At 69.3% G+C, this 26,076-nt stretch carries 25 protein-coding genes; 14 read left to right on the top strand and 11 right to left on the bottom strand.

Annotation, left to right across the window (positions count from 1 at the left end):
• The first annotated feature begins 2 nt into the window (after positions 1 to 2).
• The 10 genes from PSV00_RS09975 to PSV00_RS09930 all read left to right on the top strand — a co-directional run bounded on the left by PSV00_RS09975 (position 3) and on the right by PSV00_RS09930 (position 9,183).
• Positions 3 to 923, top strand: a complete 921-nt coding sequence (locus tag PSV00_RS09975; RefSeq protein WP_300446651.1) for a type IV secretion system protein — start codon at positions 3 to 5, stop codon at positions 921 to 923.
• A 2-nt stretch (positions 924 to 925) separates the two neighbouring features.
• Positions 926 to 1,165: a hypothetical protein gene (locus PSV00_RS09970; protein WP_300446649.1), complete on the top strand. Its 240-nt coding sequence runs from the start codon at positions 926 to 928 to the stop codon at positions 1,163 to 1,165.
• On the top strand, positions 1,162 to 1,845 hold the full coding sequence (locus PSV00_RS09965; RefSeq protein WP_300446647.1) for a VirB8/TrbF family protein: 684 nt from the start codon (positions 1,162 to 1,164) through the stop codon (positions 1,843 to 1,845). Before PSV00_RS09970 ends, PSV00_RS09965 begins: the two co-directional genes overlap by 4 nt.
• On the top strand, positions 1,842 to 2,666 hold the full coding sequence (locus PSV00_RS09960; RefSeq protein ID WP_300446645.1) for a TrbG/VirB9 family P-type conjugative transfer protein: 825 nt from the start codon (positions 1,842 to 1,844) through the stop codon (positions 2,664 to 2,666). The genes PSV00_RS09965 and PSV00_RS09960 overlap by 4 nt, the downstream gene beginning before the upstream one ends.
• The gene (gene virB10, locus PSV00_RS09955; RefSeq protein WP_300446643.1) at positions 2,663 to 3,814 is read left to right on the top strand and encodes a type IV secretion system protein VirB10; all 1,152 of its coding nucleotides are present in this window, start codon (positions 2,663 to 2,665) and stop codon (positions 3,812 to 3,814) included. The genes PSV00_RS09960 and virB10 overlap by 4 nt, the downstream gene beginning before the upstream one ends.
• Entirely contained in the window at positions 3,814 to 4,821 is a 1,008-nt protein-coding gene (gene virB11 / locus PSV00_RS09950; RefSeq protein ID WP_300446640.1) for a P-type DNA transfer ATPase VirB11, read from the top strand. The genes virB10 and virB11 overlap by 1 nt, the downstream gene beginning before the upstream one ends.
• On the top strand, positions 4,787 to 6,655 hold the full coding sequence (locus PSV00_RS09945) for a type IV secretory system conjugative DNA transfer family protein (protein WP_300446638.1): 1,869 nt from the start codon (positions 4,787 to 4,789) through the stop codon (positions 6,653 to 6,655). The genes virB11 and PSV00_RS09945 overlap by 35 nt, the downstream gene beginning before the upstream one ends.
• Entirely contained in the window at positions 6,655 to 7,341 is a 687-nt protein-coding gene (locus tag PSV00_RS09940) for an LPD7 domain-containing protein (protein WP_300446636.1), read from the top strand. Before PSV00_RS09945 ends, PSV00_RS09940 begins: the two co-directional genes overlap by 1 nt.
• A 178-nt stretch (positions 7,342 to 7,519) precedes the next feature.
• Complete coding sequence (locus PSV00_RS09935; protein WP_300446634.1) at positions 7,520 to 7,867, top strand: helix-turn-helix transcriptional regulator; 348 nt, start codon at positions 7,520 to 7,522, stop codon at positions 7,865 to 7,867.
• The gene (locus tag PSV00_RS09930; RefSeq protein WP_300446632.1) at positions 7,864 to 9,183 is read left to right on the top strand and encodes a type II toxin-antitoxin system HipA family toxin; all 1,320 of its coding nucleotides are present in this window, start codon (positions 7,864 to 7,866) and stop codon (positions 9,181 to 9,183) included. Before PSV00_RS09935 ends, PSV00_RS09930 begins: the two co-directional genes overlap by 4 nt.
• Before the next feature lie 418 nt (positions 9,184 to 9,601).
• Here the strand turns inward: PSV00_RS09930 and PSV00_RS09925 are convergent, their stop codons facing one another.
• From PSV00_RS09925 to mobC, 3 genes are all read right to left on the bottom strand, one after another.
• Positions 9,602 to 10,381 carry a DUF3313 family protein gene (locus PSV00_RS09925; protein ID WP_300446631.1) on the bottom strand — a complete coding sequence of 260 codons (780 nt, stop codon included), beginning with the start codon at positions 10,379 to 10,381 and terminating at the stop codon, positions 9,602 to 9,604.
• Positions 10,382 to 11,046: 665 nt separating this feature from the next.
• On the bottom strand, positions 11,047 to 12,054 hold the full coding sequence (locus PSV00_RS09920) for a hypothetical protein (protein ID WP_300446629.1): 1,008 nt from the start codon (positions 12,052 to 12,054) through the stop codon (positions 11,047 to 11,049).
• On the bottom strand, positions 12,051 to 12,572 hold the full coding sequence (mobC, locus tag PSV00_RS09915; protein WP_300446627.1) for a plasmid mobilization relaxosome protein MobC: 522 nt from the start codon (positions 12,570 to 12,572) through the stop codon (positions 12,051 to 12,053). Before mobC ends, PSV00_RS09920 begins: the two co-directional genes overlap by 4 nt.
• A 228-nt stretch (positions 12,573 to 12,800) precedes the next feature.
• Between mobC and PSV00_RS09910 the strand changes: the two genes are divergently transcribed.
• The gene (locus PSV00_RS09910; protein ID WP_300446625.1) at positions 12,801 to 14,135 is read left to right on the top strand and encodes a hypothetical protein; all 1,335 of its coding nucleotides are present in this window, start codon (positions 12,801 to 12,803) and stop codon (positions 14,133 to 14,135) included.
• Between the two features lie 60 nt (positions 14,136 to 14,195).
• Here the strand turns inward: PSV00_RS09910 and PSV00_RS09905 are convergent, their stop codons facing one another.
• The 4 genes from PSV00_RS09905 to PSV00_RS09890 form a co-directional block, all read right to left on the bottom strand.
• Entirely contained in the window at positions 14,196 to 14,492 is a 297-nt protein-coding gene (locus tag PSV00_RS09905; RefSeq protein ID WP_300446623.1) for a DUF736 domain-containing protein, read from the bottom strand.
• Between the two features lie 371 nt (positions 14,493 to 14,863).
• Positions 14,864 to 15,970, bottom strand: coding sequence for a chromate efflux transporter (chrA, locus tag PSV00_RS09900; protein WP_300446621.1), 1,107 nt, complete (start codon positions 15,968 to 15,970; stop codon positions 14,864 to 14,866).
• Between the two features lie 989 nt (positions 15,971 to 16,959).
• On the bottom strand, positions 16,960 to 18,081 hold the full coding sequence (locus tag PSV00_RS09895) for a hypothetical protein (RefSeq protein WP_300446618.1): 1,122 nt from the start codon (positions 18,079 to 18,081) through the stop codon (positions 16,960 to 16,962).
• The gene (locus PSV00_RS09890) at positions 18,065 to 18,982 is read right to left on the bottom strand and encodes a HEPN domain-containing protein (protein WP_300446616.1); all 918 of its coding nucleotides are present in this window, start codon (positions 18,980 to 18,982) and stop codon (positions 18,065 to 18,067) included. Before PSV00_RS09890 ends, PSV00_RS09895 begins: the two co-directional genes overlap by 17 nt.
• A gap of 102 nt (positions 18,983 to 19,084) precedes the next feature.
• Here PSV00_RS09890 and PSV00_RS09885 point away from each other — a divergent pair, with 102 nt between their 5' ends.
• The 3 genes from PSV00_RS09885 (at position 19,085) to PSV00_RS09875 (ending at position 21,367) form a co-directional block, all read left to right on the top strand.
• Positions 19,085 to 19,360, top strand: coding sequence for a metal/formaldehyde-sensitive transcriptional repressor (locus PSV00_RS09885; protein WP_300446614.1), 276 nt, complete (start codon positions 19,085 to 19,087; stop codon positions 19,358 to 19,360).
• 8 nt (positions 19,361 to 19,368) lie between these two features.
• Positions 19,369 to 20,307 carry a CDF family Co(II)/Ni(II) efflux transporter DmeF gene (gene dmeF, locus PSV00_RS09880; protein ID WP_300446612.1) on the top strand — a complete coding sequence of 313 codons (939 nt, stop codon included), beginning with the start codon at positions 19,369 to 19,371 and terminating at the stop codon, positions 20,305 to 20,307.
• A 280-nt stretch (positions 20,308 to 20,587) separates the two neighbouring features.
• Positions 20,588 to 21,367, top strand: a complete 780-nt coding sequence (locus PSV00_RS09875; protein ID WP_300446611.1) for a hypothetical protein — start codon at positions 20,588 to 20,590, stop codon at positions 21,365 to 21,367.
• A gap of 12 nt (positions 21,368 to 21,379) precedes the next feature.
• Here the strand turns inward: PSV00_RS09875 and PSV00_RS09870 are convergent, their stop codons facing one another.
• The 4 genes from PSV00_RS09870 to PSV00_RS09855 all read right to left on the bottom strand — a co-directional run bounded on the left by PSV00_RS09870 (position 21,380) and on the right by PSV00_RS09855 (position 25,995).
• Entirely contained in the window at positions 21,380 to 22,915 is a 1,536-nt protein-coding gene (locus PSV00_RS09870; protein ID WP_300446609.1) for a hypothetical protein, read from the bottom strand.
• A gap of 81 nt (positions 22,916 to 22,996) precedes the next feature.
• Positions 22,997 to 23,170, bottom strand: coding sequence for a hypothetical protein (locus PSV00_RS09865; RefSeq protein ID WP_300446607.1), 174 nt, complete (start codon positions 23,168 to 23,170; stop codon positions 22,997 to 22,999).
• Positions 23,171 to 23,355: 185 nt separating this feature from the next.
• Entirely contained in the window at positions 23,356 to 23,826 is a 471-nt protein-coding gene (locus tag PSV00_RS09860) for a thermonuclease family protein (RefSeq protein WP_300446605.1), read from the bottom strand.
• Between the two features lie 153 nt (positions 23,827 to 23,979).
• The gene (locus tag PSV00_RS09855; protein WP_300446603.1) at positions 23,980 to 25,995 is read right to left on the bottom strand and encodes a ParB/RepB/Spo0J family partition protein; all 2,016 of its coding nucleotides are present in this window, start codon (positions 25,993 to 25,995) and stop codon (positions 23,980 to 23,982) included.
• Between the last annotated feature and the right edge of the window lie 81 nt (positions 25,996 to 26,076).

Here is a 26,076-nt window from a genome sequence, read left to right as displayed (position 1 = left end):
CGATGAGCTTCCGGGTCTTCGAGCCGAGCTACGATTTCATCGACGCCCGGCTGAATGAATTCCTCGGCGAGCGCCTCGCCTCGGTCATCGCCGAAGTCGACGGCCCGCTGCGGATCGCCCTGGTTCTCTATGTCGTCCTCTACGGCTTCGCCATCCTGCGCGGGGCCATCAGCGAGCCGGTGATGGATTTCGCGGTCCGCTCGATCAAACTGGCCCTGATCTACGCCCTGGCGACGACGGCCGCCTATTCGACCTTCGTCACCGAACCGCTGTTCACCGGCCTGCCCAACGCCCTGACCCGGGCCGTTAGCGGCGCCGAGACGCCGGGCGTCGGCCCCGCCTTCGACCAGTTCCTCGCCTACGCCGGCTATCTCGCCGAGACGATCGCGCGCGAGGGCTCGGCCTTCGATCCCGGCCCCTGGATCGTCTCGGCGGCCGTTCTGGTCATCGGCGCCCTGGCCTGCGCCCTCGGCTTCGGGGTCGTCATGCTGGCCAAGCTGGCCCTGGCCCTGCTGGTCGCGCTCGGACCCATCTTTGTCGCCTGCACCCTGTTCGACGCCACCCGGCGCTTCTTCTTCGGCTGGCTGGGCCAGGCGGTGAACTATCTCGTCCTGTTCGCCCTGATCATCGTCATCTTCCAGCTGGTGCTGTCGCTGGTGCGCGACCAGTGGGGCGCCATCCAGGGCCAGGACCCGATGATGGGCGGTCTGATCTTCATCGCCCTGTGCCTGCTCGGCGGCATCTTCTTCCTGCAGACCCCGGCCATCGCCGCCGGCATCGCCGGCGGGGCCAGCGCGGGCCTCGCCGACTTCGCCAATGCGGCGGCGCTGGGCTCGAGCGGCTCGGGCCGCGCCCGCGGCCCCCTCGAGGCCGACCGCCGGCCGCCGAAGGGCGGCGGATCCATCCGACCTTCCGGAGCCTGACCATGTCCCATCGCCTGATCCTGATGCTCGCCTGCGCCGCGCTCGGCGGCTGCGCCGGCCTCGCCCGTCCCGACCTGCCGGTCTGCGACGGCGCCGCCCGCCGCCCGGCCAATCCCCACGGCTCGATCCTGCTCTCGCCATCGGCGCCGGCGCCGGTCCTCCCCACCCCGCCGGCCGCGTCCCCCCCGGCGCCGGCCCCGGCGCCGACGTCGCCCGGGGACGCGTCGGGAGGCTGCGCATGACCGGCGCCCCCTCACCCGAGCTGAAACGCTATTTCGCGGAGGCGCGGCGCTGGGACCAGGACCGGCTCGCCGAGGCCCTGCGCTCGCGGCGCCTCGCCTGGATCGCGGCCGGCGCCGCCACGGCCCTGGCGGCGTCGGCCACCCTCGCCGTCGCCCTGCTGACCCCGCTGAAGACGACCGAACCCTTCGTCATCCGCGTCGACCAGGCCACCGGCGCGGTCGACGTCGTCCGGGGCCTGTCCGGCGAGGATGGGCCGGCGCGCTACGACGAGGCCGTCAGCAAATATTTCCTCGCCCAGTACGTGAGGGCCCGCGAGGGCTACCTCGATCCCGCCGCCGAGGACGCCTTCCGCCTGGTGTCGATCCTTTCGGGCCCCGCCGAACAGCGCCGCTGGGCCGACCTCTACCGAGGCTCCAATCCGCAGAGCCCGCAGAACCTCTACGGTCCCGACGGCGAGGCGGTCATCGCCATCCGCGCCATCGGCTTCATCAATGACGAGGTCGCCAACGTCCGCTTCCGCCGCACGGTCCGCCAGGCCCGGCAGACGGTGGAGAGCGACTGGATCGCCACCATCGCCTTTTCTTACACCCGCGCGCCGATGACCGAGGCCGACCGGCTGAGAAACCCGCTCGGCTTCCAGGTGGTCTCCTATCGCGCCGATCCGGAGGTCATCCGATGAGATTTCCCGCCGCCGCCCTCGCCGCCGCCCTCCTCGCCGTCGCCTCGCCCGTTCTGGCCCAGGCGCCGACCGATCCCCGCGTCCGCGAGGTCGCCTATGAGCCGGGCGCCGTCTATCCGGTCTCCGGGGCGTGGCGCACCGCGACCCAGATCATCTTCTCGCCCCGGGAGACGATCCGTCACGCCGCCATCGGAGACAGCGTGGCCTGGGAGGTCGCGGCCGAGGGCTCGGTCCTGTTCCTGAAGCCGCGCGAACGCCACCCGGCCACCAATCTGCTGGTGGTCACCGACCGCGATGGCGAGGCGCGCCACTACGCCTTCGAACTCCAGGCCCGGGACCCCGACGCGCGCGGCCCCGTCGCCTGGCAGATCCGCTTCCGCTATCCCGGCGACGACCAGACGGCCGCCGCCGGGGCGCTCGCCGCGGCGGCCCGCGCCGCCGAAACCCGGCTGATCGGACTCGAACTGGCGCGAGGCGCGCTCGAAGGCCCCCGCAATCTGGCCTGGTCGGCCCAGGGCGATCCCGCCCTGCAGCCGTCCGAGGTCAGCGACAACGGCAGCTTCACCGTTCTGCGTTTCCCCGGAAACCAGGCCGTGCCGGCTCTGTTCGAGGTCGGCGAGGACGGCGGCGAGCGCCTCGTCCCCTATGACGTCCGCGGCGAGTTCGTCGTCATCCACGGCGTCCCCCGGGGCCTGCGCCTGCGCCGCGGCCGTTCGGTCCTGTGCCTGTTCAACGAGGCCCGGGACGGGCGGGGCCGGGCCGTCGGGACCGGCACCGCCTCCCCCGTCGTCGAGCGCGCCCCCGCCGGAGACCGGCCATGACACATGAACACCCTTCGCCGTCCGAACCGCCGCCGGGTGCGGACGGTCCTGAGCCCGTCCAGGACCGGGGCGTCTCGCCCATCGCCGGTCGGCTCGGCGGGCGACACAGCAAGATGACGGCCCTGGCCGCCCTGGCCCTGGGCTGCGGCGTCTTCCTGTTCGCCACATGGGACCGGGGCGACGCCGGCCGCCGCGACCCTGCGTCCGCCGACGAACCGGTGCGCCCGTCGACTCCGTTCGAGCCGGCGCGCCGCCCCGTGGATCCGCCGCTGCTGAGCGAGGCGGCCTCCGATCCCTCGGCGCCGCTGTTGATCGACGAAGCGGACCGCATCCCCGCGCTGGACGGCGCGCGAACGTCCGACCCGGTCCCGGCGGGCGGACCTTCGCCCGCGGACGAGCGCCAGGCGCTGGCCGAAAGCGCCCGCCGCGCACCGGTCCTGGCCTACAGTCGGCCCGGCCCGGCCGGGTCCACGACGCCGGAGCGGCCCGCGCGAGCCCCGGCCCGGGCGGACGATCGGGTGGCGGACCCCTCCTCGCTCGACCAGTTGCGCCGGGTCAGCCCGATCGCCCTGAGCCAGGCCGGCCGCCTGCCCCACCGCAACCTGCTGCTGACCGCCGGAACCAGCGTCCCGTGCGTGCTGCAGACGGCAATGGATAGCGCCACGCCCGGCTATGTCAGCTGCGTCCTGCCGAGCGACGTCTGGTCCGACAACGGCGCCGTCGTCCTGATGGAGCGGGGCAGCCGGGTGCTCGGCGAGTACCGCGGCGGGCTCGAGCCGGGCCGCGGACGGCTGTTCGTGCTGTGGACCCGCGCCGTCACCCCCGGCGGCGTCGCCGTCTCCCTCGCCTCCCCCGCCGCCGACGCCCTCGGTCGCGCGGGCTTCGACGGGTCGGTGGACGCCCATTTCTGGGACCGCTTCGGCGGGGCCCTGCTGCTGTCGATCGTCGACGACGGCGTCCAGGCCGCCGCCGGCGAGGACCGCGGCGTTCAATCCACCGCCCGCGTCCCGTCGGACGCCGCCGCCGTGGCGCTGCAGAACTCGGTCGGCATCCCGCCGACCCTGCGCAAGGCCCAGGGCGCGGAGGTCTCCATCTTCGTCGCCCAGGACCTCGACTTCTCCGGGGTCTACCGGCTGCGGGCCCGGTGATGGACGACACATCGGTCCTCGATCACTATCTGGCCCCCTTGCGGCCTTTTCTCGAGCCGGACGACGTGACCGAAGTGGTGATCAACCGTCCGGGCGAGGTCGGGGTCGAACAGGCCGGCGGCTGGCGCTGGCACGAGACGCCCGGGCTGACCGAGCCCTGGCTGCGCACCCTGGCGGTCGCCGCCGCCGCCTACACCAAACAGGACGTCGACGCCGAACGGCCGATCTGCTCCACCGTCCTGCCCGGCGAGGCCCGCTGCCAGATCGTCCTGCCGCCCGCGGCGCCCGCCGGAACCGTGTCCCTGACGATCCGCAAGCCATCGCACCGGCGCATGGGCCTCAGCGACTTCGAGACCGCCGGCCTGTTCGCCGACACGCGCGCCGCCGACGTCGGCGGCGTTGACGATGTGGACGCCGCCCTGATCGAACGCCGGGCCGCCGGCGACTGGACCGGATTCTTCCGCCTCGCCGTCGAGGGCCGCCGCAACATTCTGATCTCCGGGGCGACGGGGTCGGGCAAGACCACCTTCGCCAAGGGACTGGTCGAGCTGATCCCCGCCCACGAGCGGCTGCTGACCATAGAGGACACCCGCGAACTGACCGTCCCCCACCGCAATGTCGTCCACCTGCTCTATTCGAAGGAGGGACAGGGCCTGGCCCGGGTCGGCCCCAAGGCGCTGCTGGAGAGCGCCCTGCGCATGCGGCCGGACCGCATCCTGCTGCAGGAACTGCGCGACGGCACGGCCTTCTTCTATCTGCGCAACGTCAACTCCGGCCATCCGGGCTCGATCACCACGGTGCACGCGGACTCCGCCGCCCTGGCCTTCGAGCAGCTCACCCTGCTGGTGCGCGAGTCCGAGGGCGGACGCGACCTGCCGCGCGAGGACATCCGCGCCCTGCTTCATCTGCTCGTCGACGTGGTGGTGCAGATGAAGAAGATCGACGGCCGGTTCCGCATGACGGAGGTCTGGCATGAGCCGGCTCGCAAGCGTCAGCCCCGCGGCTAGGGCCGCCCTCGTCGCCCTCGCCTTCGCCGCCCTGCTGGCGATCGCGCTTTCGGGAACCGCGCTCGTCGCCCTCGCCGGCCTCGGCCGACTGGAGGCGGATATCGACCTGGCCCGCGTCCCCGGCTGGTTCTGGTATTATCGCGACGATCCGCTGGTGCGCCGCTGGCTGCGCATCGGCGCGGCCGGGCATGGCCTGCTGCTGCTGATCCTCATCGTCGTCGGCATCGCCAACCGCCGCCGCCCCCTGCACGGCGCCGCGCGCTGGTCGACGGCGGGCGAGCAACGCCGCGCCGGCCTGCGGGCGCGACAGGGCGTTGTGCTGGGGCGCGCCGGGGGAGGCCTGCTGATCTCGGACGGGCCCGAGCATGTGATCGTCTACGCCCCGACCCGCACCGGCAAGGGTGTCGGCGTGGTCATCCCCAATCTGCTGGCCTGGCCCGGCTCGGTCGTCGTGCTCGACATCAAGCGCGAGAACTTTCTGGCCACGGCCGGCTTTCGCGCCGCCTCAGGCCAGAGGGTGCTGATGTTCGACCCCCTGGCCCTCGACGGCCGCACGGCTCGCTACAACCCGCTCGGCCATGTCGCGCGCGACCGGCCCGAGATCGTGCTCGACGAACTGCAGCGGATGGCGGTGATGCTCTTCCCCGGCCATGACCACGCCGACCCCTTCTGGTCGGAAGCGGCCCGCATCGGCTTCATCGGCGTCGGCGCCTTCGTGGCCGAAACCCCCGCCCTGCCCTTCACCCTCGGCGAGATCTTCCGCCAGCTGACCCGGGGCGATCCGCGCACGCGGTTTCCGGCCCTGATCGCCGAACGGCGGCGCGCCGACCGGCCGCTGTCGGGCCCCTGCGTCTCGGCCCTGACCGACTTCTGCAGCGCCGGCGAGAACACCTTCGCCTCGGTGCGCCAGACCATCACCACCCGCATGGGCCTGTGGCTGAACCCGGCGGTGGACGCCGCCACCGCCGCCAGCGACTTCGACCTGCGCGCCCTGCGCCGCGGCGGGATCTCCCTCTATCTCGGGGCCGCCCCCGACAATATGCAGCGGGTCGCGCCGCTCTACAGCCTGCTGTTCCAGCAGCTCGTCGATCTCAACAGCCGCGCCCTTCCCGGCCCCGGCGACCGGCCGGCGCTGGTGCTGCTCGACGAGTTCGCCCGCCTCGGCCCCGCGCCGGTCCTCGCCCACGCCTTTTCCTTCGTCGCCGGCTACGGCCTGCGCCTGCTGCCGGTGATCCAGAGCCCGTCCCAGCTGCGCGCCCTCTATGGCCCCGACGTCGCCGAGGAAATCCTCACCAACTGCGGCGTCGAGGTCGTCTTCGCCCCCAAGGAGCTCAAGGTCGCCCAGGACCTCAGCGAGCGGCTCGGCTTCTACACCTACAGCGCCCGCAGCCGCAGCCGGCCCACGGGCCTGGCCCCGGGGCGGCGCAGCACCACCGCCTCAGACCAGCGCCGCGCCCTGATGCTGCCGCAGGAACTGATGCAGCTGCCGCCCGGCGACCTCATCGTGCTCAAGGCCGGCCTGCCGCCGACTCGGGGGCGCAAGATCGTCTCCTGGCGCGAGCGCGTCTTTGTCCGCCGCCGCCGCCCACCGCCGCTCGTCCCCGTCGCGCCGCGCGTCGATCCGCCCACCCCCGAGCCGGTCGATCCCGTCCCCGCCGCCGACGAGACTGCGATGTTCGAGTTCGACGCCATCGCCCGCGCCTTCGCCGCGGAGGGGGCGCCCCCGCCGGCGCCGGGCGCCGACGAGGCGGCGGTGGGCGACTGGCTGGACCGGATGATCGACGCGGGCGTCCGCGCGCCCGCCCCGGCCCTCGATCCCACGCGTGACCGCTGATGGCCGCCGCCGCGCCCTCATCCGACAAACCCGAACGGGACGCGCCCGCCGAAAGCCGGCTGACGCCGGCCGGCCCGGACCGCGCGACGGTCTCGCGCATCAAGGGCGACCTGCCGCCGTCGATCCTCGACCGCTATCTGATCGAACACGACGGCCGCGGCCGGGCCGAGCGCTTTTTTCGCGACCACCGCGCCGACGCGCCGGCCTTCCGCGACGCGGGCCGGGCCCTGACGGCCGCCAGCGCCTATCCCGACGTCGTCGCCGACATGCTCACGATCGCGCGCCATCGCGGCTGGACTCAGGTCCGCGTCGAGGGCGATCCGGCCTTCCGCCGCGAGGTCTGGGTCCAGGCCCAGGCCATGGACATCGCGGTTCAGGGCTATCGCCCCACCGAACGGGACCGCCAGGCGGGCGGGGCCCGGACCACCGCCCGGGACCCCGATCGCCCACGCCCCACCGAGCGCCCGTTCGTCCCGTCCCCGCCGCTCGAAGCCCGGATGCGGCTGGCCGCCGCGGCCGTCCAGACCCTGGTCGCCGATCCGGCGGCGCGGACGCGACTGCTCGAACGCGCCTGGGCGCGGGCCGCGGCCCACCTCGAACGCGGCCATGCGTTCCGGCCGCCGCCGGACCTCGAACGGTCGCCGACAAGGGACCGCCCGGATGCTGACAGGCGCCGCAAACGCTGACGGGCGGGTTGCTCGGGATGGTCCGCAAATATCCATAACTGGGTGCTTATGATCCCTAACGCCATGAATCACCCATGTATGGGCCTTTATATATTCTCTCTTGATCGAAACCATAAGCACCCATACATTAGCGATAATAGCTCATACTGCCGACAAACACCCGTATGAGGGTTCTTGAATGTCAACCGCCGAAGCCACCCTCCTGACCCGTGCGGAGCAACTGGGCGACCGTCTGGCGGCGCAGCGGCTGAACCGCAACCTGACCCAGCGCCAGCTCGCCGACGACGCTGGCGTCGCCCTCAACACCCTGCGCCGGCTCGAGGCCGGAGAAAACGTCTCCCTCGACACCCTGATCCGGGTGCTGGAAGCGCTCGGCCTGGGGGACCGGCTGGAGGCCCTCGCCCCGCCCGCCGACATCCGGCCGGTCGACCGGGTGCGCATCGCCGCCGGGCGCGAACGCCGGCGCGCCAGCGGCGCGGGCGCCGGGGGCCCCGCCACGCCCTGGACCTGGGAAGACGACCAGTGACCGACGCCACCATCCGCCTGTGGGGCCGCGACATCGGCGCGGTCAGCTGGCTGGAGGACCGCGACCATGCGGTGTTCCAGTACGTCCCCGAGTTCGTCGCCAGCCGCATCGCCGTCTCCCCGCTGGTGATGCCGCCGAGCCTGGCCCCCTACGCCTTTCCCGAACTGCCCCGCGACGCCTTCAAGGGCCTGCCCGGCCTGCTGGCCGACTCCCTGCCCGACAAATACGGAAACGCCCTGATCGACGCCTGGCTGGCCCGGCAGGGCCGTGACGTCCGGTCGTTCAACCCGGTCGAACGGCTCTGCTACATCGGCGCCCGCGGCATGGGCGCGCTGGAGTTCCATCCCACCCTGATGAAGGCCGCCCGCCGCTCGCGCCGGCTGCAGATCGAGGCCCTGGTCGATCTGGCCAACCAGGTCCTGTCCATGCGCCAGGACATGAAGGGCGTGCTATCGGGCGAGGACGACCACGACACCCTCGAGGAGATTCTGCGGGTCGGCACCTCCGCCGGCGGCGCCCGCGCCAAGGCTGTGCTGGCCTGGAACGAGGAGACCGGCGAGTTCCGCTCCGGCCAGGCCCCGGCGGGCGAAGGCTTCTCCTACTGGCTGATGAAGTTCGACGGCGTCAGCAACAACCGCGACAGGGAGCTGGCCGATCCGCAGGGTTTCGGCCTGATCGAATACGCCTTCTCCAGGATGGCCGCCGACGTCGGCATCGACATGGCCGAATGCCGCCTGCACCACGAGGGCGGGCGCAGCCATTTCATGACCCGGCGCTTCGACCGCACGCCGGACGGCCGCAAGCTGCACATGCAGTCCCTCGGCGCGCTCCGGCATTTCGACTTCAACGCCGCCGGCGCCTACAGCTACGAACAGGCCGTCGAGACCCTCCGCCTGCTCGGCCTCGGGGCCGCCGATATCGAGCAGCAGTTCCGCCGCGCCGTCTTCAACCTGTTCATCCGCAACCAGGACGATCACGTGAAGAACATCGCCTTCCTGATGGACCGCTCCGGCGGCTGGCGGCTCTCCCCGGCCTTCGACGTCGGCTACGCCTACAATCCGTCGGGCCCCTGGACCAGCACCCACCAGATGACCTTCAACGGCAAGCGCGACGGCTTCACGCTCGAAGACCTGGTCGCCTTCGGCGCCCACTGCGGTTTCAAGCGCCGCAAGACCCTCGGCATGGTGCAGGCGATCGCCGGCCGCGTCCGCGACTGGCGCGCCTACGCCGACGCCGCCGGCGTTCACGAGCCCGACGCCGTCCGCATCAACCGCTCGCTGCGCCTGGATCTCACGCCGGCCGCCTCAACCTCGTGAGGGTGAAGCTTGAGGTGTCTTCTGCGCCAGGCGGATTCGCCGACGCCCGGAGACCAGACGTTCAGGGAAGCCAGGAGCGATCCTCTGCTCCGACCCCAGGCTGACCAGCTATTCGGCACGATCAGGGCGTGGGCGAGCGGCACCTGACCTGACGCATGAAGCCCCCGTGCAGGAGGGCGGTTGGACAGACTGATCCGAGGCGCCTCGGCGTTTGTGCCTTGGGACGCAACGCGCACGGCCTTGTCCTCGTGGGCAAGCCCGACCGTCTCGACGATTTCAGCCGTTGGTCTGAGCGGCTGCCGCGCTTCGGCGAGGACTTCGCTCGTGCGGACAACCACAGCGGTCGCCTGTCGCAGTCAGACGTTTGTCACGCCGTCTGACGACGGAAATTTGATGCCGCCGCGTAGCTGATCTCTGGTCACTGCGGTCGGACACCTTCGGCCTCCGGCACGTACAGGCCGGTCACAAGACGGGTCAGGAAACCGGCGGGCCGGTCTCGCGATCCGAAGCGGCCGCAGGGATCCGGCGTAGGAATAGGCCGAACCGGCCGGTCTTCGGGCGCGAAACTGTCGCCGACCTGATCCCCGAACACTTCGGCGAACTGGAGCGCGTCACCGACCCGAGACAGGGATGGCGTGTCCATGCCGATCACATTCGCCGACCTCGCAAAGGCGACCGCGGCAGCCTGGCGGCCATCAACGGCAAGAAGCTCTGCCTCGGCGGCAAGGCCGCCTGTCGAGCCCGGCGCGCGTACGCCCACGGGTCCTGGGATGAAGACGTTCACTACAGCCGCCGCACCGGAGGACACGGGCTCCGTAGGCGCGATGCGCGTCACCGCGACACGAACCGTGGAGGTGTCCGCGTCCGCCCCGGAGCGGATCGTGAACCGCTCGCTCAGTTCGTAACAGACTTGCCGATCGACCTCGCCCAAGACTTTGGCGACATCCTCGGCGCTCAAGCCTTCGCCGGCCGCGCCGGGGACAAGCTGCGCCGGTTCGATGACGATATGGTCGATCTGAGACGCGAGCGCTTCGTCGCGGCGATCTCGAACCGCCACCCTCAATGTCCCCTCCTTGGTCTGAAGCCCTTGGTATGAGGTCAGGAACCCTGCATTGGCGACAGGCGTCGTCTGACAGGCGCCGACGAGCAGTGCGAATCCCAGTGGCAGTGCGCAACGCACGATGGTTAAGCGGGTCATCCAAATCCTTGCGGGTGAGAGAGCACGGCGCGGGTGGCGCGACATCCACGAACGGCTCAACCTCATGGATGATCCGCACCATCCGACCATCACGTCGATTTTTCCTGAGGCGGCAGTCGTTTTCCGCATCATTTTGGACCCTCGCGCCTGGAGTCTACACTCCAAAAAGGAGGACCCGGCGCACCAGAACAAGGGGCCTGGGAGGACATCGAGCAAACTGAACGGGCCGTTCCAACCAACCGCCAGTCACAATTGGCGCGTCGCCGCTCCGTTCCCTGGCCGCTCGTATCGCTACGGGGAGAGATGCATGCCAATTGCCGGTCCTGCAAAAGGACCTGACCCGGCCGATGTCCGCCAAGCCGGAAGCCCCCGTGGTGGCGCGCGTCCCCCGCGCTTCGCCTGCGGCCGCCGGGAGAACGCTCCGGTACGCCGCGCTCATGGATGCGCGGGACGGAGCGTCGGTACATGATCGCGCCGCCTGGCCTCAGATCCGCCGAACGGGCGTTGGCCGCCGTGGCTGGACCCCGCGGGGATTGGCGAGAGCCTGCTGGTTCATTCGGATTTCCTCGAAAGCCGGAGACGTCCAACCGATGAGCAACCTCCTCCGCCTGTCCCGACCATTCCCCTCCCTCAGCCGCTCGGCGGCGCCATGCTCGCTCTCTGGTTCACCGGCGCCGAGGTCGCTCCGACCGATGGTCCACATCGGTTTCCTTGCCACCGAGCCGCCGCGCAATCCGATCCCGCTGCGTTTCGACGGCCGGCATGGTCCGCACGAAGCGCTCCACGACCTCCGCGGCGACGCGATCGCCGGCCTTCTCTGATCGACCCAGTCTCAACACTTCCGCAACGAGGGAGCGGCGGATCCCTAGCTGGCGTTCGCGGACGGCGTCACGCCAGGGCCCGGCATCATCTCCCGCCCGGCTCGCCTCGGCCGCAGCCCCGGCCAGGACGCGCGGGATCGGTCCCTCTCCGCTCACATAGCGCTCCCTGAGCTTCCGCACTGATATGCGCTCCGGTTTCCTCACGACGCCGCGTGCCCGGCGAGGCGTCGCCTCGGCCTCGACCCCTCTGGCGCGCAGGGCCCGGGCAAACCCCTCCCGCCAGGCCTGAAGATCGGCCTTGCGCGGGTTCAGCCGCTCGCCGTCCCGCCCCAGCATGCGGACTGTCAGATGGACGTGGGGATGACGGTCGTCGGTGTGCAGGGCGAACACCCAGGGAAAGCGATCGCCGAAGCTCGCCATCGCGAAGGCGCGGGCGCTGTCGCGCACGCGCAAGGGGTCGGTCCCGGCCGGCATGCTCAGGACGACCGACAGGGACACGGGCGCGTCGCGACGACGTCCCGGCTCGACCGCCCGTTCGGCGGCCCAGTCCTCCCCCAGGGTGCGGACGGCGGCCCGCCCCTCCAGCCGTTCGCCGTCAGGCCCCTCCAGCACAAGCTTGCCGTTGCGGGAGATGTAATCCAGATGCCGCTGCAGATGACCGCCGTCGCGGGTGCGGCCGGTGATCTTGACCATCACCTCCGGAACCCGCCGCGCGACCCTCATCAACTGGGCCCGGGCGTCCTCCCCGGCCGCTCGCCGGCCGAGAACGCCGGGCGTCACCCGGGCGCGCCGGACGTCGACCGGGGGCCGCAGCGCCTCCTCGAATCCGATGGGAGTCCGGAAGTCGCTCATGTTCCGTCGGACCAGTAGGCGAGGTTGCCCTCGAAGGCCGCCCGCAGGCCCGTCAGGTGCGCCCGGATTTCGTCCCCGAAGGCGGCGAGCTGGGCCACCTCCAGATCGAGCACCGTCCCCTCAAGCACGGCGGTGTTCATCGCCCGGGCGATCTGGTTGATGTTGACCCCGATCCGCCGCAGCTCACGCTGCACCTCGATGAAGGCGACCGCCTCCGGCGGCGTCAGCTGCGGCCGGCGTTGCAGACGGCGCCGGATCAGGGCGACGCTCCACTGGGTGCGGGACAGGCCCAGGACCGCCGCCTCGGCCTCCAGCAGGGCCAGGTCCGCCTCGGCGAGGCGCAAGGTCAGCTTGCCCGTCCGGCCCGCCGGCGTCGCCGCAACGGGCGCCGGCAGCGGGGCCTGGGCCGCCTCTTCCATAAGCCGGCGCAGAAACCGCGAGCGTCCGCCCCGGCCGGCCGCGGCGGCGTCGAAGCGGCGGACCAGATCGGGCGGAAGGCGAAGGGTGAGGCGGTCCATGGGAATTGGGGTCTGTCAGACATTGCCGGCGCAAAGCCTATCCTGCCCTAGACCGCGATCCCCTCCGCCCCGTAGGTCTCCGGTGCTCCCCGCCCTCCCCTCGGCGTCCGTTCCACGGCCGCTCGCCCGCCGCCCTGAGGGGCACCCCAGCCGGGCGGGCACTCGACAAATGTCCGCGCCTGCAGGCACGTCACGGTCCCATCTGGTACGCCGCAGGTCCACCTCTTCATGTCGCTCCTCGACGACTTCTCCCGCTTTGCTGAATTCCCCGCGACCCACCCCTTCCCTCGCATGTGGCTGATGGCGGGCGATCACGAACCTCACCTCGTAGTGGGCTCGGGCGAGCTGCGGATCGTCTCCCCCACCCGGTTCGAGTACACCTTGGTGGGCGTCCCCGAGAACCCGGGTTACGTCATCGAGCAGATGCGTCGGCAGCGGGACAATCGGTATGATGGTCTGAAGCGATTTCGCCTCGTGCTCGAAGACGCAGACGGCAAGGAGTATTCCGGCGGTTGGACGGTGCCGCGCATCGACACCGGGGCGGAGGGCTGGTCGTTCGAGGGTGTCGGAGAATCTCTTATCGGTGACGGGCAGACAGAGCCGTCGCCGTCCGGCTCCACCGAAGCGCGATTCGACATTCCCAAGGATCACCACGTGTCCCTGATGCTCGCCCGGTTCGTTTCGACTCCGCAGGAGGCTGGGCGGCCAGTCCCGAGATACGAGCTCGAGGTTCTCGGCGAGACGGTAACCTTCGTCTTCGACAGCCACGCGAGCACCCTGACGATCTCGACGCCCGCCTCCGAGGCCTTTCCCCTGACCTATACCGAGAACTGGCTAGGCGAGCCGCTGCGGATTCTGTTCGGGCAGTTGATCTTCCCCCGGCTCGTGGCCCGCATCTTCAAAGAAGGAAGCGCCATGCTGTCCGTCCGACGAAGCCCGTCCTGGTCGCCGGATTCCGACTGGACGGCGCTTTGGATGGGCGGTCGGGCCGAGCGAGACAAGGCTGACTTCTGGGCTCTCTACGCCAAGCTGCTCGCCCATATCGCCACCGCCCGCACCGACGAGGGTCCAAATTTCGAGGCCAATCCCGTGACGCATTTCCACGAAGAGGTGATCCAAGCCGTACGGGGATCACGCTGGGTTTGGGCCATGACCTTGGCCAGCAGCATCGAGGGGCTGGTGACCATGCTCTATCCGCGCAACTCTCGGCGCGACGACATCGACATGGAGGCGAGCACCGCACTGATCTGTCACATCCGAGCTTGGTCGGGGAACCATGCGCTGAAGGAGGCCGCCATCCGCGCGGTCCAGCGCACGGCGGAGGTGACGGTGGCGGTCGCGCTGCGGACCTTGGTCGCGCAGGGCGTGATCACCCGCGACCAGATGAAGGCCTGGCAGAAGATCAGAAACGCGGTGATGCATGGGAATCTCGTTTCACCCTATTCGAGCCGCGAGGATGACGAGACCCTCGTGGCGCTCGCTGATTTGCTGCGCTCGCTTATCCGCCGTGTAGTGGGAGCGGACCCTGTTCCGACCCCGGAACACACACTCGCGGCGTCTTAGCCGCGCCCTCGGTCCCCTCGGAAGAAGCGGCGGCGCTTCGTCAGCGCCCCCGCGGCACGGTCAGCGGGACCAGATCAGGCTGTGCCCGCCGTCGATCTCGACCAGGGAGGCGTAGATCGGAGCGGGGAAGCTGGGGTCGTCGAGCTTGACCGAGAGGTAGTCGCGGTTCTGCTGGCTCGTCTTCTTCCAGGCGGCGCCGAACTCGGTCTGACCGGAGAAGATGCGGAAGTCGGGAGCCTTCTCGTCGGTCTTCTCGTTGGCCCGCAGCTGGGCCGACTTGACGTTGAGGGTCAGGGTCTTGATCGAACCGCTGTAGGCGCCGTCCGCTTGCTGGGTGAAGGTGCCGATGGTGGCCATGGTCGTCTCTCCTTGCTGATCTCGGGCCACGCCTGCCGCGGCCTCGATGGCGATCGGTGGACCGGGAGACGGGCGGCCCGCAGGTCGGAGCGCCGCAGGCGAGAGAGACCCCGCAGCGCACGAGGAGGACCGGACGGGGCGTGTTTCTTGGCTTGCGCGAGGAGGCCGCCAGGCCGGGGAAGAAACTCGCCCCGCCCGGTTGCGGAAGACGACCGGCTTTCGGTCAGATCAAGCCCATTGAGAGGCCGCACAAGGCTGAGCCCCGCTGCCAGGAGAGCCGGCCTGTCCGCGCCTCGGTCACCCGGCAACGGGCGGCCTCCGGCGATCGACATCCTGCCTTCGCTCTAGGCACGCGCCCCCAATGCTTAGGCTCAGAGAAGAATGGCGCCGGCGACCCCCGCCGCCGCGATCACCGCCACGATGTTCAACCTGCTGGTCCAAACGTAGAGCACCGCCAGCGACGCGGCGAAAATCCCCAAGCCGATGACCAACGGGGATATGCGCTCGCTCGTCGCCAAGGCGAGGTCCACGGTGGTCGCCGCGATCAGGCCCACCACGGCGGCGGCGACGCCCTCCAGCAACGCATGCAACCGCCTGTCCTCCAGAACGGCCTCCAGGCGGTCATACAGGACCAGGGAGAAGCCGAACGCCGGCAGGAACACCCCGGCCGTCATCACCACGGCGCCGATCGGCCCGCCGCCGACATAACCGACGAAAGTAGCGAAGATGATCAGCGGCGCGGGCAGCACCCCCGACAGTGCCAGGCCGTCGAGAAACTGTCCATCGGTCATCCAGCCTCGCCCCACGGCGTCGTTGCGGATGAACGGGATGGCCGTATAGGCGCCGCCGAAGGTGAGCAGCCCGGCCTTCAGCCCGGAGGCGAACAGGACGAGAAGGGCCACATCGCCGTCCCCGGCGATGGCCTCGACGGCGCCTGGCCCGGCGGCGGGAGTCCCAAGCATGAGGATCAGGGCTCCCGCGAGCGCGACGATCGCGACCAGCGCCGCAGCAACAGGGCGGCGCAGCTTCAAGAGGGCGTAGACGAGTCCGGCCGCGGGCAAGGTGATCCAGAAGGGCGTGCCGAGGTAGGCCGCCAGGCCGCAGACGATGGCGATGATCCAGAGGGCGGCATCACGCAGGACATGCGCGCCGATCCGGTGCACGGCCCGGACGATCAGGGCGATGACGGCCGCCTGAACGCCCAGGAAAACGGCGCCCAGCGCCGTGCCGTCGATATCGAGGGCGAAATAGGCCCATGACAGGGCCAGCATCAGCAAAAACCCCGGCAGCATGAAGCCCAGGCCAGCCAGGATGCCGCCGACGCGCCCCTTGGCCCGCATGCCCAGATGGACGCAAAGCTCGTGCGCCTCTGGCCCCGGCAGCACCTGCATCACCGCCAGCAAGCGGTTGAAGTGTGCGCTGGAGATCCAGCGGTCTTCCTCCACCAGTTCGCGGCGGACCATGGCGATCTGCGCCACGGGTCCTCCCCAGGCCATGAGCCGAAGCCCAAAAACCGAACGAACAGGGCTCCGTATGAAATCTCGGGGGGGCGCAGGCTCTCCGCCGGCGGTCGGCGCTGGGGATTCCGCTCCGGCTCTTGAATCGTCCGACATCACACGCGCTCCCTTCCGCGCCGAAGGCGCAGGCTGGAGCGGGTCTTGGACGACGTCGCCGCCATCTTCCGGGCGCCCGCGTCGGCCCGGTGATAATCGCCAGTTTAACATTCTGCCTCGGCAAAAGCATCGACAAGTTGATGCCTTTGCCGAGTCTCGGGAACCGGCGCTCCCTCACCCTCTCACTCACCCGTGCGGATGAATCGGACAGCCTCTCTCTCTTCAGATCGACCTCGGCCACGAAATGCGCCGAGGTCCAGGCCTGTTTCTGCGGCGCGTCGTCGGCGTCGCCTGCGCTTTGGGACCACCAACGGGAATCGTTCGACGCCTTCGGCAGGATGCCGCCGACGATCCGTTCGATGTCGCGAAAGGTCAGGCGAACTTCGGGTTCATGCCGACGCCGCAGATAGCCCAACGGATCATACTTGCCCATCTCGTCATCTCGGCAATGGGAGGGGGCCCGTCAAGCCGATGGCGCAGGACCTATTTGAACCTGCCCTGAGAAGTCGGATAGGTTAAGGCTGACCGCCCGCGCTCCTGGACGGCGAGGGACGGAGTAATCCCTTGGCGACACATCCTGACACCATCCAGTTCACGGTGGCGGCGGCGACTGGCGAGTCCTGCGCGACGGTCAGAACTCCGGGCATTTCGACTTCAGCGTCGACGCCATCGAGTCCGCGCTTGTGAAAGCGACAACCCTGATCGACAGGGGCGAGCGGGTCGAGGTCTTCGTCCAGGACGCGGTGGGCCAGTTGCGCCAGGTCGATCCGGTCGGCGGGGAAGTGCTGCACTAAGGCTGAGTAGGGCGCAGCGGCCGACGCCACGCGTCTGATCGGCAGGCGTTCCGTGAGCCTCTAGCCCGCCCACTCGAGATCGAAGTCCGGGGTGAGCGCGAGCAATCCTGTTTCGATCTGGTTCCACGTCAGGCGCAGCGCCTTGAGATCGTCGGGCGTGAACAGGTGCGCATGATGCGACGCGGCGCGCAGCTTTCCAGCCTGTTTCAGAAGATCGAATACCGCCGTGGGATCGTCGAACCCGGCCTCGAAGATCGCCTGGAAATGTTCCGGATGGCTCATGATCCGCGCGTAGTGGGTGTAGTCGGCGTGGTCGAAAACCTCGCCTCCCCGGTTCTTCCACTTCCCGAGCAAATCCTTGCAGTCGCACAGCGGCAGACGCTCATCCGGCCAGTCCTCACCGTAGGTCTCAGCCATCACCGCATCCAGGATTTCGCGGAGGGTCAACTCGTATCGGTGCACCAAGGTCTTGGCCCGCTTTACATGCGGCGGGGCGGAGTTGGCCTGGAGCCGCGCCTTCAGCCGGCGCCGCTTCTCGGCCATCGTCAACAGGCGCCGTCGCGGCCAGTGCGAAAGCCGCAGACCGGCGGCGTCGAGGAAGTTGCGATAGCCGGCCAGGTTGGCGAACTGCGGCATGTCCGTGATTGAGAAGACGCCGACGGCTTCTCGCATGCTGCGCGTCAGCCGGTCGCTTTCGGCGAACATATCGGCCATCGCCGACGCCCGGGCGAAAGCCTCGATCTGCGGCCGTTCCGACAGAGCGATGGAGGCGACGCCCAGACCGCTGTCCGACATTCGCAGGATGCGATCGACGAAGTCGTCTGTCGGCGTCCGGAACTGCTCCAGCACGCTGGGCAGGGCGTAGCCTGCGGCCAGTTGCGCGATGCGCTCGGCGCGATCGACAAAGGCCGGTGCGAAGGCGGCGCGATAGAGACGGTCCGACTCCTCCTGCGCCCGCATGATGGCGCTCAGGCCCTCGATCCGCTCATACGATGGCCAGGCTCCGGCCGCCGCCATGGCGATCGCACTCTCGCGCGCCGCCAAGCCGGTCGCGCCATAGCCTGCGGCCGCTCTCATCAATGCGGTTTCGCGCCGTATGCTCTCGAACGGCTCGGCGGCGAGCCGCGCCGCCTCCATGGTCGCCAACAGGCGTGAGTCGAACAGGTCACGCGGCAGGGTCATTGACGACCTCGTCGCGTAGCTGGGTCAGGCGCTCCTCGCATACGGCGGTCGCCAAGCCGCGCAACACCTCGACCCGTTCAGTCAACCAGGCCAACTCTTCAGCGCTGATCTTGTAGTGTTTGGAGTACCGCGCCTTGACGTAGGCTTCGCGCAGCAGCTCGAAGCAGCGCCGCTCGAACTTGGTCTCGCGCGGCCAGGCCTCAGCCAGACGCGCGTCGATCGCCTCGCCCTTCTTGCGCAGGAAGGCGAGGTTGTGGGCCTTGGCGCTGTAGAGCGTCACCACCAGCAGGATGCAGTGGTAAAGATGCTCGGCGGTCTGGTGGAGCATAAAGGCGGCCCAATTGGGCTGGTTCGTCTCAATGGACAGCCGCGCAACGTTTTGAGCGCCTGCGGCGCTGGACATCCACTTTTCGAAGTGCTGCTCGGCCTCTTCAAGCGCCACGGCCGCTTTCAAGTCCGCCGGCTTGTGTAGCTTAGCGCCCGGCGTGTCGTGCAGGGCGACGCCTTCCCGCACGATGTCCGCGAAGAAGTAGCGCCCGCGATCCAGTTGCTCGTTCACGTCGTCCAGGCCGTGAACGATGAGGCTGACGGGCGTCCGGATGTCCGGCCCGAGAGGCATCAGGCGGTTCTCGGCGTCATGCCAGAACTCGCCGTCGGTCAGGTCCTCATGATTGACGACGATCAGCAGGTCGAAGTCCGAGAAGTAGCGGCCGACCGGATCATGCACCCAGTCGCCGCGCGCATACGATCCGTACAGGATGATCTTGAGGATCTTGCCGTTCTTCAGCCTCGCCGCGCGACGTGTGGAGATCGCCTCCTCGAACGACTCGCGAACCACCTCGACCACGCGGCGCAGTTCCGCCTGCTTCCGCAGCGGCAGATGATCGAGACTCTTCTTCATCGCCGGAGTCTCCCTGATGGCGGCTCTAACGGCAAGCCTCGCGTCCAAGTGGAACGCGCGCTGGTGTGGCGCCAAACCGCCAGGTACTCTAGGGGAGTATCCATGGCGCACACAATCACCAACAAGAAGAAGCTCGTCGCCCGGGTCCGGCGCATCGCGGGACAACTGGGCGCGATCGAACGCGCGATCGAATCCGAGGCGGGCTGTTCGCAGGTCCTGCAGCAGGTCGCGGCGGCCCGCGGCGCAATGGGCGGGCTGCTCGAGGAGCTGGTCGAGGATCACCTGCGCCACCACGTCGCCCACCCTGAACTCAGCGACGAAGATCGTCAGAGCGGCGCCGACGAACTGATCGCCATCATCCGCCGCTATTCGAAGTAAGCCCTGACATGGCCGCCACCGACCATCTGACCCACGACCACAACTTCCTCAGCCGGTCGCACGACGACAGCGCGCGGCGCACGCTGTGGGTCGTCGGCCTGACGGCGGTGATGATGGTCGGCGAGATCATCGCCGGCCTGGTCTACGGCTCCATGGCCCTGCTGGCCGACGGCTTCCACATGGCGACGCATGCCGGCGCCCTGGCGGTAGCGGCCGGCGCCTATGCCTACGCCAAGCGCCATTCAGCCAATCGCCGGTTCAGCTTCGGGACCGGCAAGGTCGGCGACCTGGCGGGCTTCGCCTCGGCGCTGGTGCTGGGCATCGTCGCGCTGGGCATCGCCGGCGAGTCGGTCGTCCGCCTGCTCGATCCCCGGTCGGTCGCCTTCGGCCAGGCGACGCTCGTCGCCGTCCTGGGCCTTGCGGTCAATCTGGTCAGTGCCCTGCTGCTGGCCGGCGGTGGTCACCATGGTCATCATGGCCATCACCACGGGCATGATCATCACGATGATCACCCTCATGGCCACGAGGGCCATGGCGGCCATCGGGACAACAACCTGCGCTCCGCCTATTTCCATGTCCTCGCCGACGCCCTGACCTCGGTCCTGGCCATCGTCGCCCTGGTCGCGGGCCGCTATCTCGGCTGGGTCTGGCTGGATCCGCTGATGGGTATCGTCGGCGCCATTGTCATCGCTCGCTGGTCATGGACCCTGATGCGCGACACCGCCGCCGTGCTGCTGGACACGACGGACAAGGCCATCGAGGCCGAGGTCCGCGAGTTCGTGGAGGGACCGGGCGACGCCCGGATCACCGACCTGCACGTCTGGCGGATCGGCCCGGAAGCCCACGCCGCCATCGTCAGCGTAACTGGCGGCGTGGATGGCGAGACCGTGCGGGACCGGCTGAGGCCGGTCCACGAGCTCGGGCACCTGACAGTTGAGTGTCGCTGACGGACGGCCCTTCGTCGTCCGCGGGCTGTCCGCGTATGGCAAGCCCTGATCGTGACGCAGCCTGAGATCATTCGATCTCTCGCCCCCGTTCTGGCCGCGTCAGCCGCGCTGACTACACGCCGATCCTTGAAGCCGGATCGGATTTCAGGCAAGCTGTCCGCAGGCAGCCTCGCCTGACTTGTCGCCGGGTCAAAGCGGGCATTTGAAGACCAGACGGCTCCGACCTTCATCACGGTCGATGGGTAACCGGCGAACATCGATCATTTGAAGGACGGCCCCCATGACCGCTATCGCTCTCACCGAATTCGCCCTGCGCGCCACCAAGCGCGCGCTCGCCGACGCCTATCCCGACGCCCGTTCGGCCCATCTCACCGAGGCTCTCGCCTCGGCGTGCGGGTTCGGCAGCCACGCCGCCCTGCTTGCTTACGTGCGCGAGCAGGATCCGCACGATCCTCACATCGTCCTTCTGGACGACAAGGCCTTCATCGACCGTATCGGCCGGATCGATCCGTCCATGTCCGACCTGGCCGATGATCCGATCTGGTTCGACTGGCTGTCCTTCCCGGACCATCCGGACATCATCCGGACCCAGGCCTTGCGCGGCGACGAAATTCCTTACGCCAACGCGCGCGACCGGGCGTGGCGCAACGCCATGATCGCGGCGGTGAACGCGGGCGTCGAACAACGCCTGTTCACCGTGCGGCCCGGCGACGACCGCTGGAAGACCGCCCCGAAGACGCGCGCGCATGGCGCTGTTTACCGGTTCGAGATCGACGGCATCCCCGGGCTCGCCCATGTCGATGACGCGGGCTTCGACGAGTTGACCGTCCATGTCGCCCTCTGGCCCAGCCCCGAGGCCGAACAATGGATCGGCGCGGCCAATGCGGGCTTCCTGACCGGCGACCTGTTCGCCTCCGGCTGGGTGGAGCGTCGCGACGGCGCCTGGCTCCAGTTCAATGGCCACCCGGTCATGAACTGCCGCCGTCACCGCCTGCAGACGGCGGCGGCGCTCGGAGTGCGCCCCTCCAGCTTTGCGGAGACTGGCCCGTTCAAGATGTAGAGGGCCGCCGGTTCAGGCAGGAAGCGGGGTTGATGGCGGCTGGTGCGGGCGCCTGGCGTTTCGGCGGCCAGCGATAGCGGTCATAGGCCGCCGCGAAGGCCGCCGCCTCGCCCAGCCGCCAATCGAGCAGAGCCGGATACTCCGAGGCGTCCAGGTGATGGTCGTCCACCTCGGACACGAGCCAATCGCGCGCGTCCGTTTCGGAGAGGCCGCCGCGGCGCAACTGCGCCCGTCGATCCGCGAGGGCCCAGCACACCGGGTCCGGTGCTCATGGAGATCGGCGACGCCGTCGACATGGTCGGCGCTCTCCGCCGCGCGCAAGGCGGCGGCTGTCCTGTCGTAATCGGGACGTTCATGGGGCCGCACGTCGGTCAGCACCGCGCGAAGATCCTCGAGCGTCAGGCAGTCGTCGGTCAGACCGGTCCCGGCCGTCTTGGTGTCCGTGATGATCTGGCGGCAGTCCTTGCATATCCAGGCGGTCTCCTCGCCCCGGTAGGTCGGTCCGGCGCCATACCAGCCATGCCGGAAATGCAAGGCCTCCGGTCGGTCCTCGGCGATCTGCACCGCACGGCGATGGGCGCCGGCGGTCCATTCGCCGGCGTTGGAGATACGCAACATCTGGAAGCGGGTCCGGTCGCAGCCTGCGCATGTCCAGTCCGGGCCGCCCGCCCACCACTGGGAGTCCGCAGGGTGGGTGGCGTTGAACGTAGCCAGGTCTGCCTCGGTCGGAAGCCGCAAGCGGCGTCGGGCCTTCGGTTTGGACGAGGTTCCCGCCGCGTCGTCGCAGGTTGATCTCGCCGTGAACTCATACCTGAAACTGTAGACGCTGGACGATGGCTCAGTCTGGGCCTTCGTAAGGTCGGCCAGCAGCGCGAGCGTTTCATTGGGTCGATAGTTCGAGCCCTCCCGCACATGGCGTCCGGCCGTCACCCGCTCGGCGAGGTGTCCCATGAAGGCGAGCCGGTCCCCGATATCGTCGGCCACGCGATCCCAGATCGCTCTCGCCTTCGCCTCGTCGACCTCGTGAGGCCTGTTCGGCGTCACAACGATGAACCGGGCGATCTCCGACGGCGAGAAGCTGAAGTCCGGGTGGACCACCCCCTTCAAAAGCGCTTTGGCGCGCCCGTCGGCAGTGTTGCAGTCCTCGCAGACCAGCCGCTCGTGAAAGCGCTCAGCGGAGGTCTTGCAGGCCGCGACGGCGCTGAACTGGATCGCCCGGGCGGCGGAGTCGTCGAGCACGGGGACACCCCGGCGCAAGGTCTTCTCGCCGCAGTCGCGCAGATGGTCGTGGTGCCGGTGAAGCCGGCACAGGAGGACGTTCTGAGCCGAGAGGCGGACCAGTTCGGGCTTGTGCCGGCCGCAGACCGGACAGAACCAGTTCTGCGGGGTGCCTGCCCAGTTGTCGTTGAGGCTCAGCAGGGCCGTCCCGTGCTGAGCGAGCAGCTGATGCGTCTGCTGGCTCCAGCGTCCGTCGAAGGACGGGAACAGCCGCTGCATCTCATCGTCGGGCGTGGCCGCCAGGTCCGGGAGTTCGAGGATGAGCGCCATGCGTCCACTAGCCTGCCGATTCTCCGGCGGAGACCAGTTTCAAGACGCGATACGTCAGATTTGGTCGCGGGCCGCAGCCCATCAGGTGTGAATCGCCGTCGCCGTTGTCGCCGGGAAAACAGAACGGCCCCGGCGCTGTCCGCCGGGGCCGTCGATGGTCGCGATCACCGCAGTCGTGAAGTTGAGGCCGATCTCGGCCGCACAGTGCGGAACGTTACGAAGCTTGGTCTTGGTCCAGGTGTTCAGATTGGTCATGGTCGTTCCTCCCTTGATGCGCAGAATTGCGTCGGTAGCGGTGCGGAGAAGGACCTGAACAATGAAGGTCAGGATGAAGGCAGGCAGGTAGGTGATCGACCCTCCGGTGAGGAATGGGCGCCCAACGTTCCAAGGCTATACAGGGAGATAGTTCGATCTCGCCGCAGCGCAAGAATGGCCAGGCTTCATCGCCCGCCGCTTTGCGCGCGGCGCCAGTCTTCGGGGTTGGTGAACCGCCCGGACCAGAGGCCGGCGCCGTCCTGCTTCGCGGCGGCCTCCTCGGCGAGGTAGGCCGTCCCGGCATAGCGGGCGTAGCGAACGGCATGGCCGTGCCGCACGAGCCATGCGCCCACGTCCTCGCCATCGACCTCGCAGCGGGCGACCATCCGGCCATAGCGGTCCGTGTCCTCCTCGAAACAGGCGACCGTCTTGTCCTGAAGGTGTTGATCGAGCCGATTGGCCGACAGTCGGCCGCAGGCGTAGACCGCGCCGTCGGCGGCGTCGCACGACTGCCGCCCTTCCGGCGCGTCCACGCCCCACAGCCGGATGCGTTGGTCGTGGATTTCGAGGGTGTCGCCGTCGATCACGGACGCCCGGCCCATGACGGTCGGCGCCGCCGGCGTGCAGGCGGCGAGGAGAACCAGAACGAGAATCATTGCGCGCATCGGACCACCGTCATACCGCATGGCGGGAACCATGCAGCCATCGCATCGCGAGCGCCTCCGCAGGGGGCGCGAGCGCCGGGGCGGCGCGAAACAAAGCGGCCGCGCGCCCGCAAGGGACGCGCGGCCTACCTCTGGCTTCTCAGATCACTCCGCCGCGAACGAATAGCCGTCCTCGGTCACCGGCGCATCCGCGCCGTCTCCGCCTTCCGTTTCGGGCGGCTCAACGCGCAGCACCGCAGGCAGCCAGCCCTTGGCCTCGACCAGCCGTTCCGCCGCCTCGGCCATGTCGCCCTTCTTCAACCCGGTGATCCGGGTCGCTTCCTCGGCGTTGACGGCCTCGGTCACCGCCTCCAGCACCCGCGCCTTGGACACGCGGGTGAAATAGCTGGCGGCGGTCGCGGTCCACGTCCCGGTCATGTCCAGCTCGACCGCCGTCGCCAGCGTCTCGGCCTGCGCCAAGGCGCCCGGCCTCCGGTCGTGCGGATCGCGCACGGCGTAGAGGCCGACCCCGGCGCAGCAGGCCATCAGGTCCAGTTGCTCCGACGGCGGCAGACCTTCCACCACGCCCCAGAGGTCTTCGGCCCGCTCGGGCAGACGCGCGCCCCACGCCTCGCACCGGTCGCTGACCCGGCGCCCGGCGGGACCGCCCCCCACCCCCGGCGCCAGCCGCTCCAGCCCGGTGACCGTCAGCCGAAGCTGCAACGGCGTCCAGACGCCGTAGGTCGGGTAGAAGACCTGCAAGGCCAGGGCGTGGACCACCGTCGCCAGCGCCGCCCCCATATCGGCCTGCACCGCGTCGCGCAGCCCCATGGTCTTGTGGGCTGTCAGGTCGATGACCAGCCGATCCGACAGCGACGGCCCCACATCTTCGGCCTCCACCGCGTCACCACCGGCGTCCGGTCCAGTCCCCGTCTCGCCGTCCTCGGCGGCGCCGTCTTCCAACGGCGGTTCCACCACCACATCCTCCACCCGAACCAGACCCCGCTCGAACCGGGCGAGGCCGTCATGGCCCAGCATCACCACGACTCCGGCCTTGGCCTTGGCCTCGGCGACGTAGTCGAAGTCCGGGCCGAAGGCTTGCAAGGCCTTGTCGATCTCCTCCAGCCGGGCGTCCACCTCGGGCGGCAGCATCTCCGCCGCGTCCGTCTCCGAGACGAGACGGTCGTATTCTTCGGACAGAACCGTGATCTCGGCAGCGTCCGCTTCGGACCGTTCGACCGCCACCGGATAGACCCGTCCGAACGCCGAAACATCCGGATAGTCGATGCTGACCTCGGCCCATTTCCAGCCCTCGCGCTCGCGCGCCTCCTCGGCCAGCCCGGTCAGCTTGTCGCTGACCAGCCGGTCCAGAAGGACCACGTCCTCCAACCAGCCGCCGCCGTCCTCGGTGAACAAGTCACGCAGGACTCCGCCGCCCTCGGCCTCATAGGCTTCGACGCCGACGAAGCGGACCCGCCGGTCATCGACGCGAACCTTGGCCTCGGTCATGGCGCGACGGATGGCGTAGGCCGGGGTATGGGGACCGATCTGCTCCAGCACCTGCCGCTGGCGGTCCTGATCCTCGCTGACGCAGAAGGCGGTCAGCTGGTCCAGCGCGAGCGTCCCCGCCCTGTAAGCCGCCATCAACTCCGGCGCCGCCGATCCCAGCCGCAGCCGCTGGCGCACCACATGGGCCGACACCCCGAACCGGGCGCCGATCTCCTCCGGCCCATAGCTCTTTTCCACGGCCAGCCGCTGGAAGGCCTCGAACTGGTCGGCGGGGTGCATGGCCTCGCGGGTCATGTTCTCGTCGAGGCTGATCTCATGGGCGTCGTTTTCGGCGTCCACGATCACCCGGACCGGATGGGTCCGCTTGATCGCCTTGCGCTTGGCCAGAAGCCGAAGCCCCTGCCGACGACCCTCGCCGATGCTGACGAGGTAGTTCCCCGTGGGCGCGCCCTCCCCGTCCCGCTCGACCTCGACCACGGGCGGCTGCAACACCCCCTTGACCTTGATGGAGGCGGCGAAGGCCTCGATGGTCGCCGGGCTGTGCGGCGTCTTCCTCGCATTCTTCGGCGAGGCCTTGAGCCGGTTCAACGGCACGATGAGCTCCGCGCCGTGCTGCGGCGTGGTCGCCTCGGTCGCCTCAATCGCGACGGTTTCGATGGATTGAGCAGTCATGTCTGCCTCCTTTGGGCATGGGTTGCAGGCACGCGAACTGCGCGCCTGAAACCCTGCCCGTCGGCGAGACCGGGGTAGCAA

Source organism: Brevundimonas sp. (assembly GCF_029945885.1).
Taxonomy (GTDB): domain Bacteria; phylum Pseudomonadota; class Alphaproteobacteria; order Caulobacterales; family Caulobacteraceae; genus Brevundimonas.
Note: the sequence above shows the minus strand (reverse complement) of the source record. Positions and strands in the feature narration are given on the sequence as shown.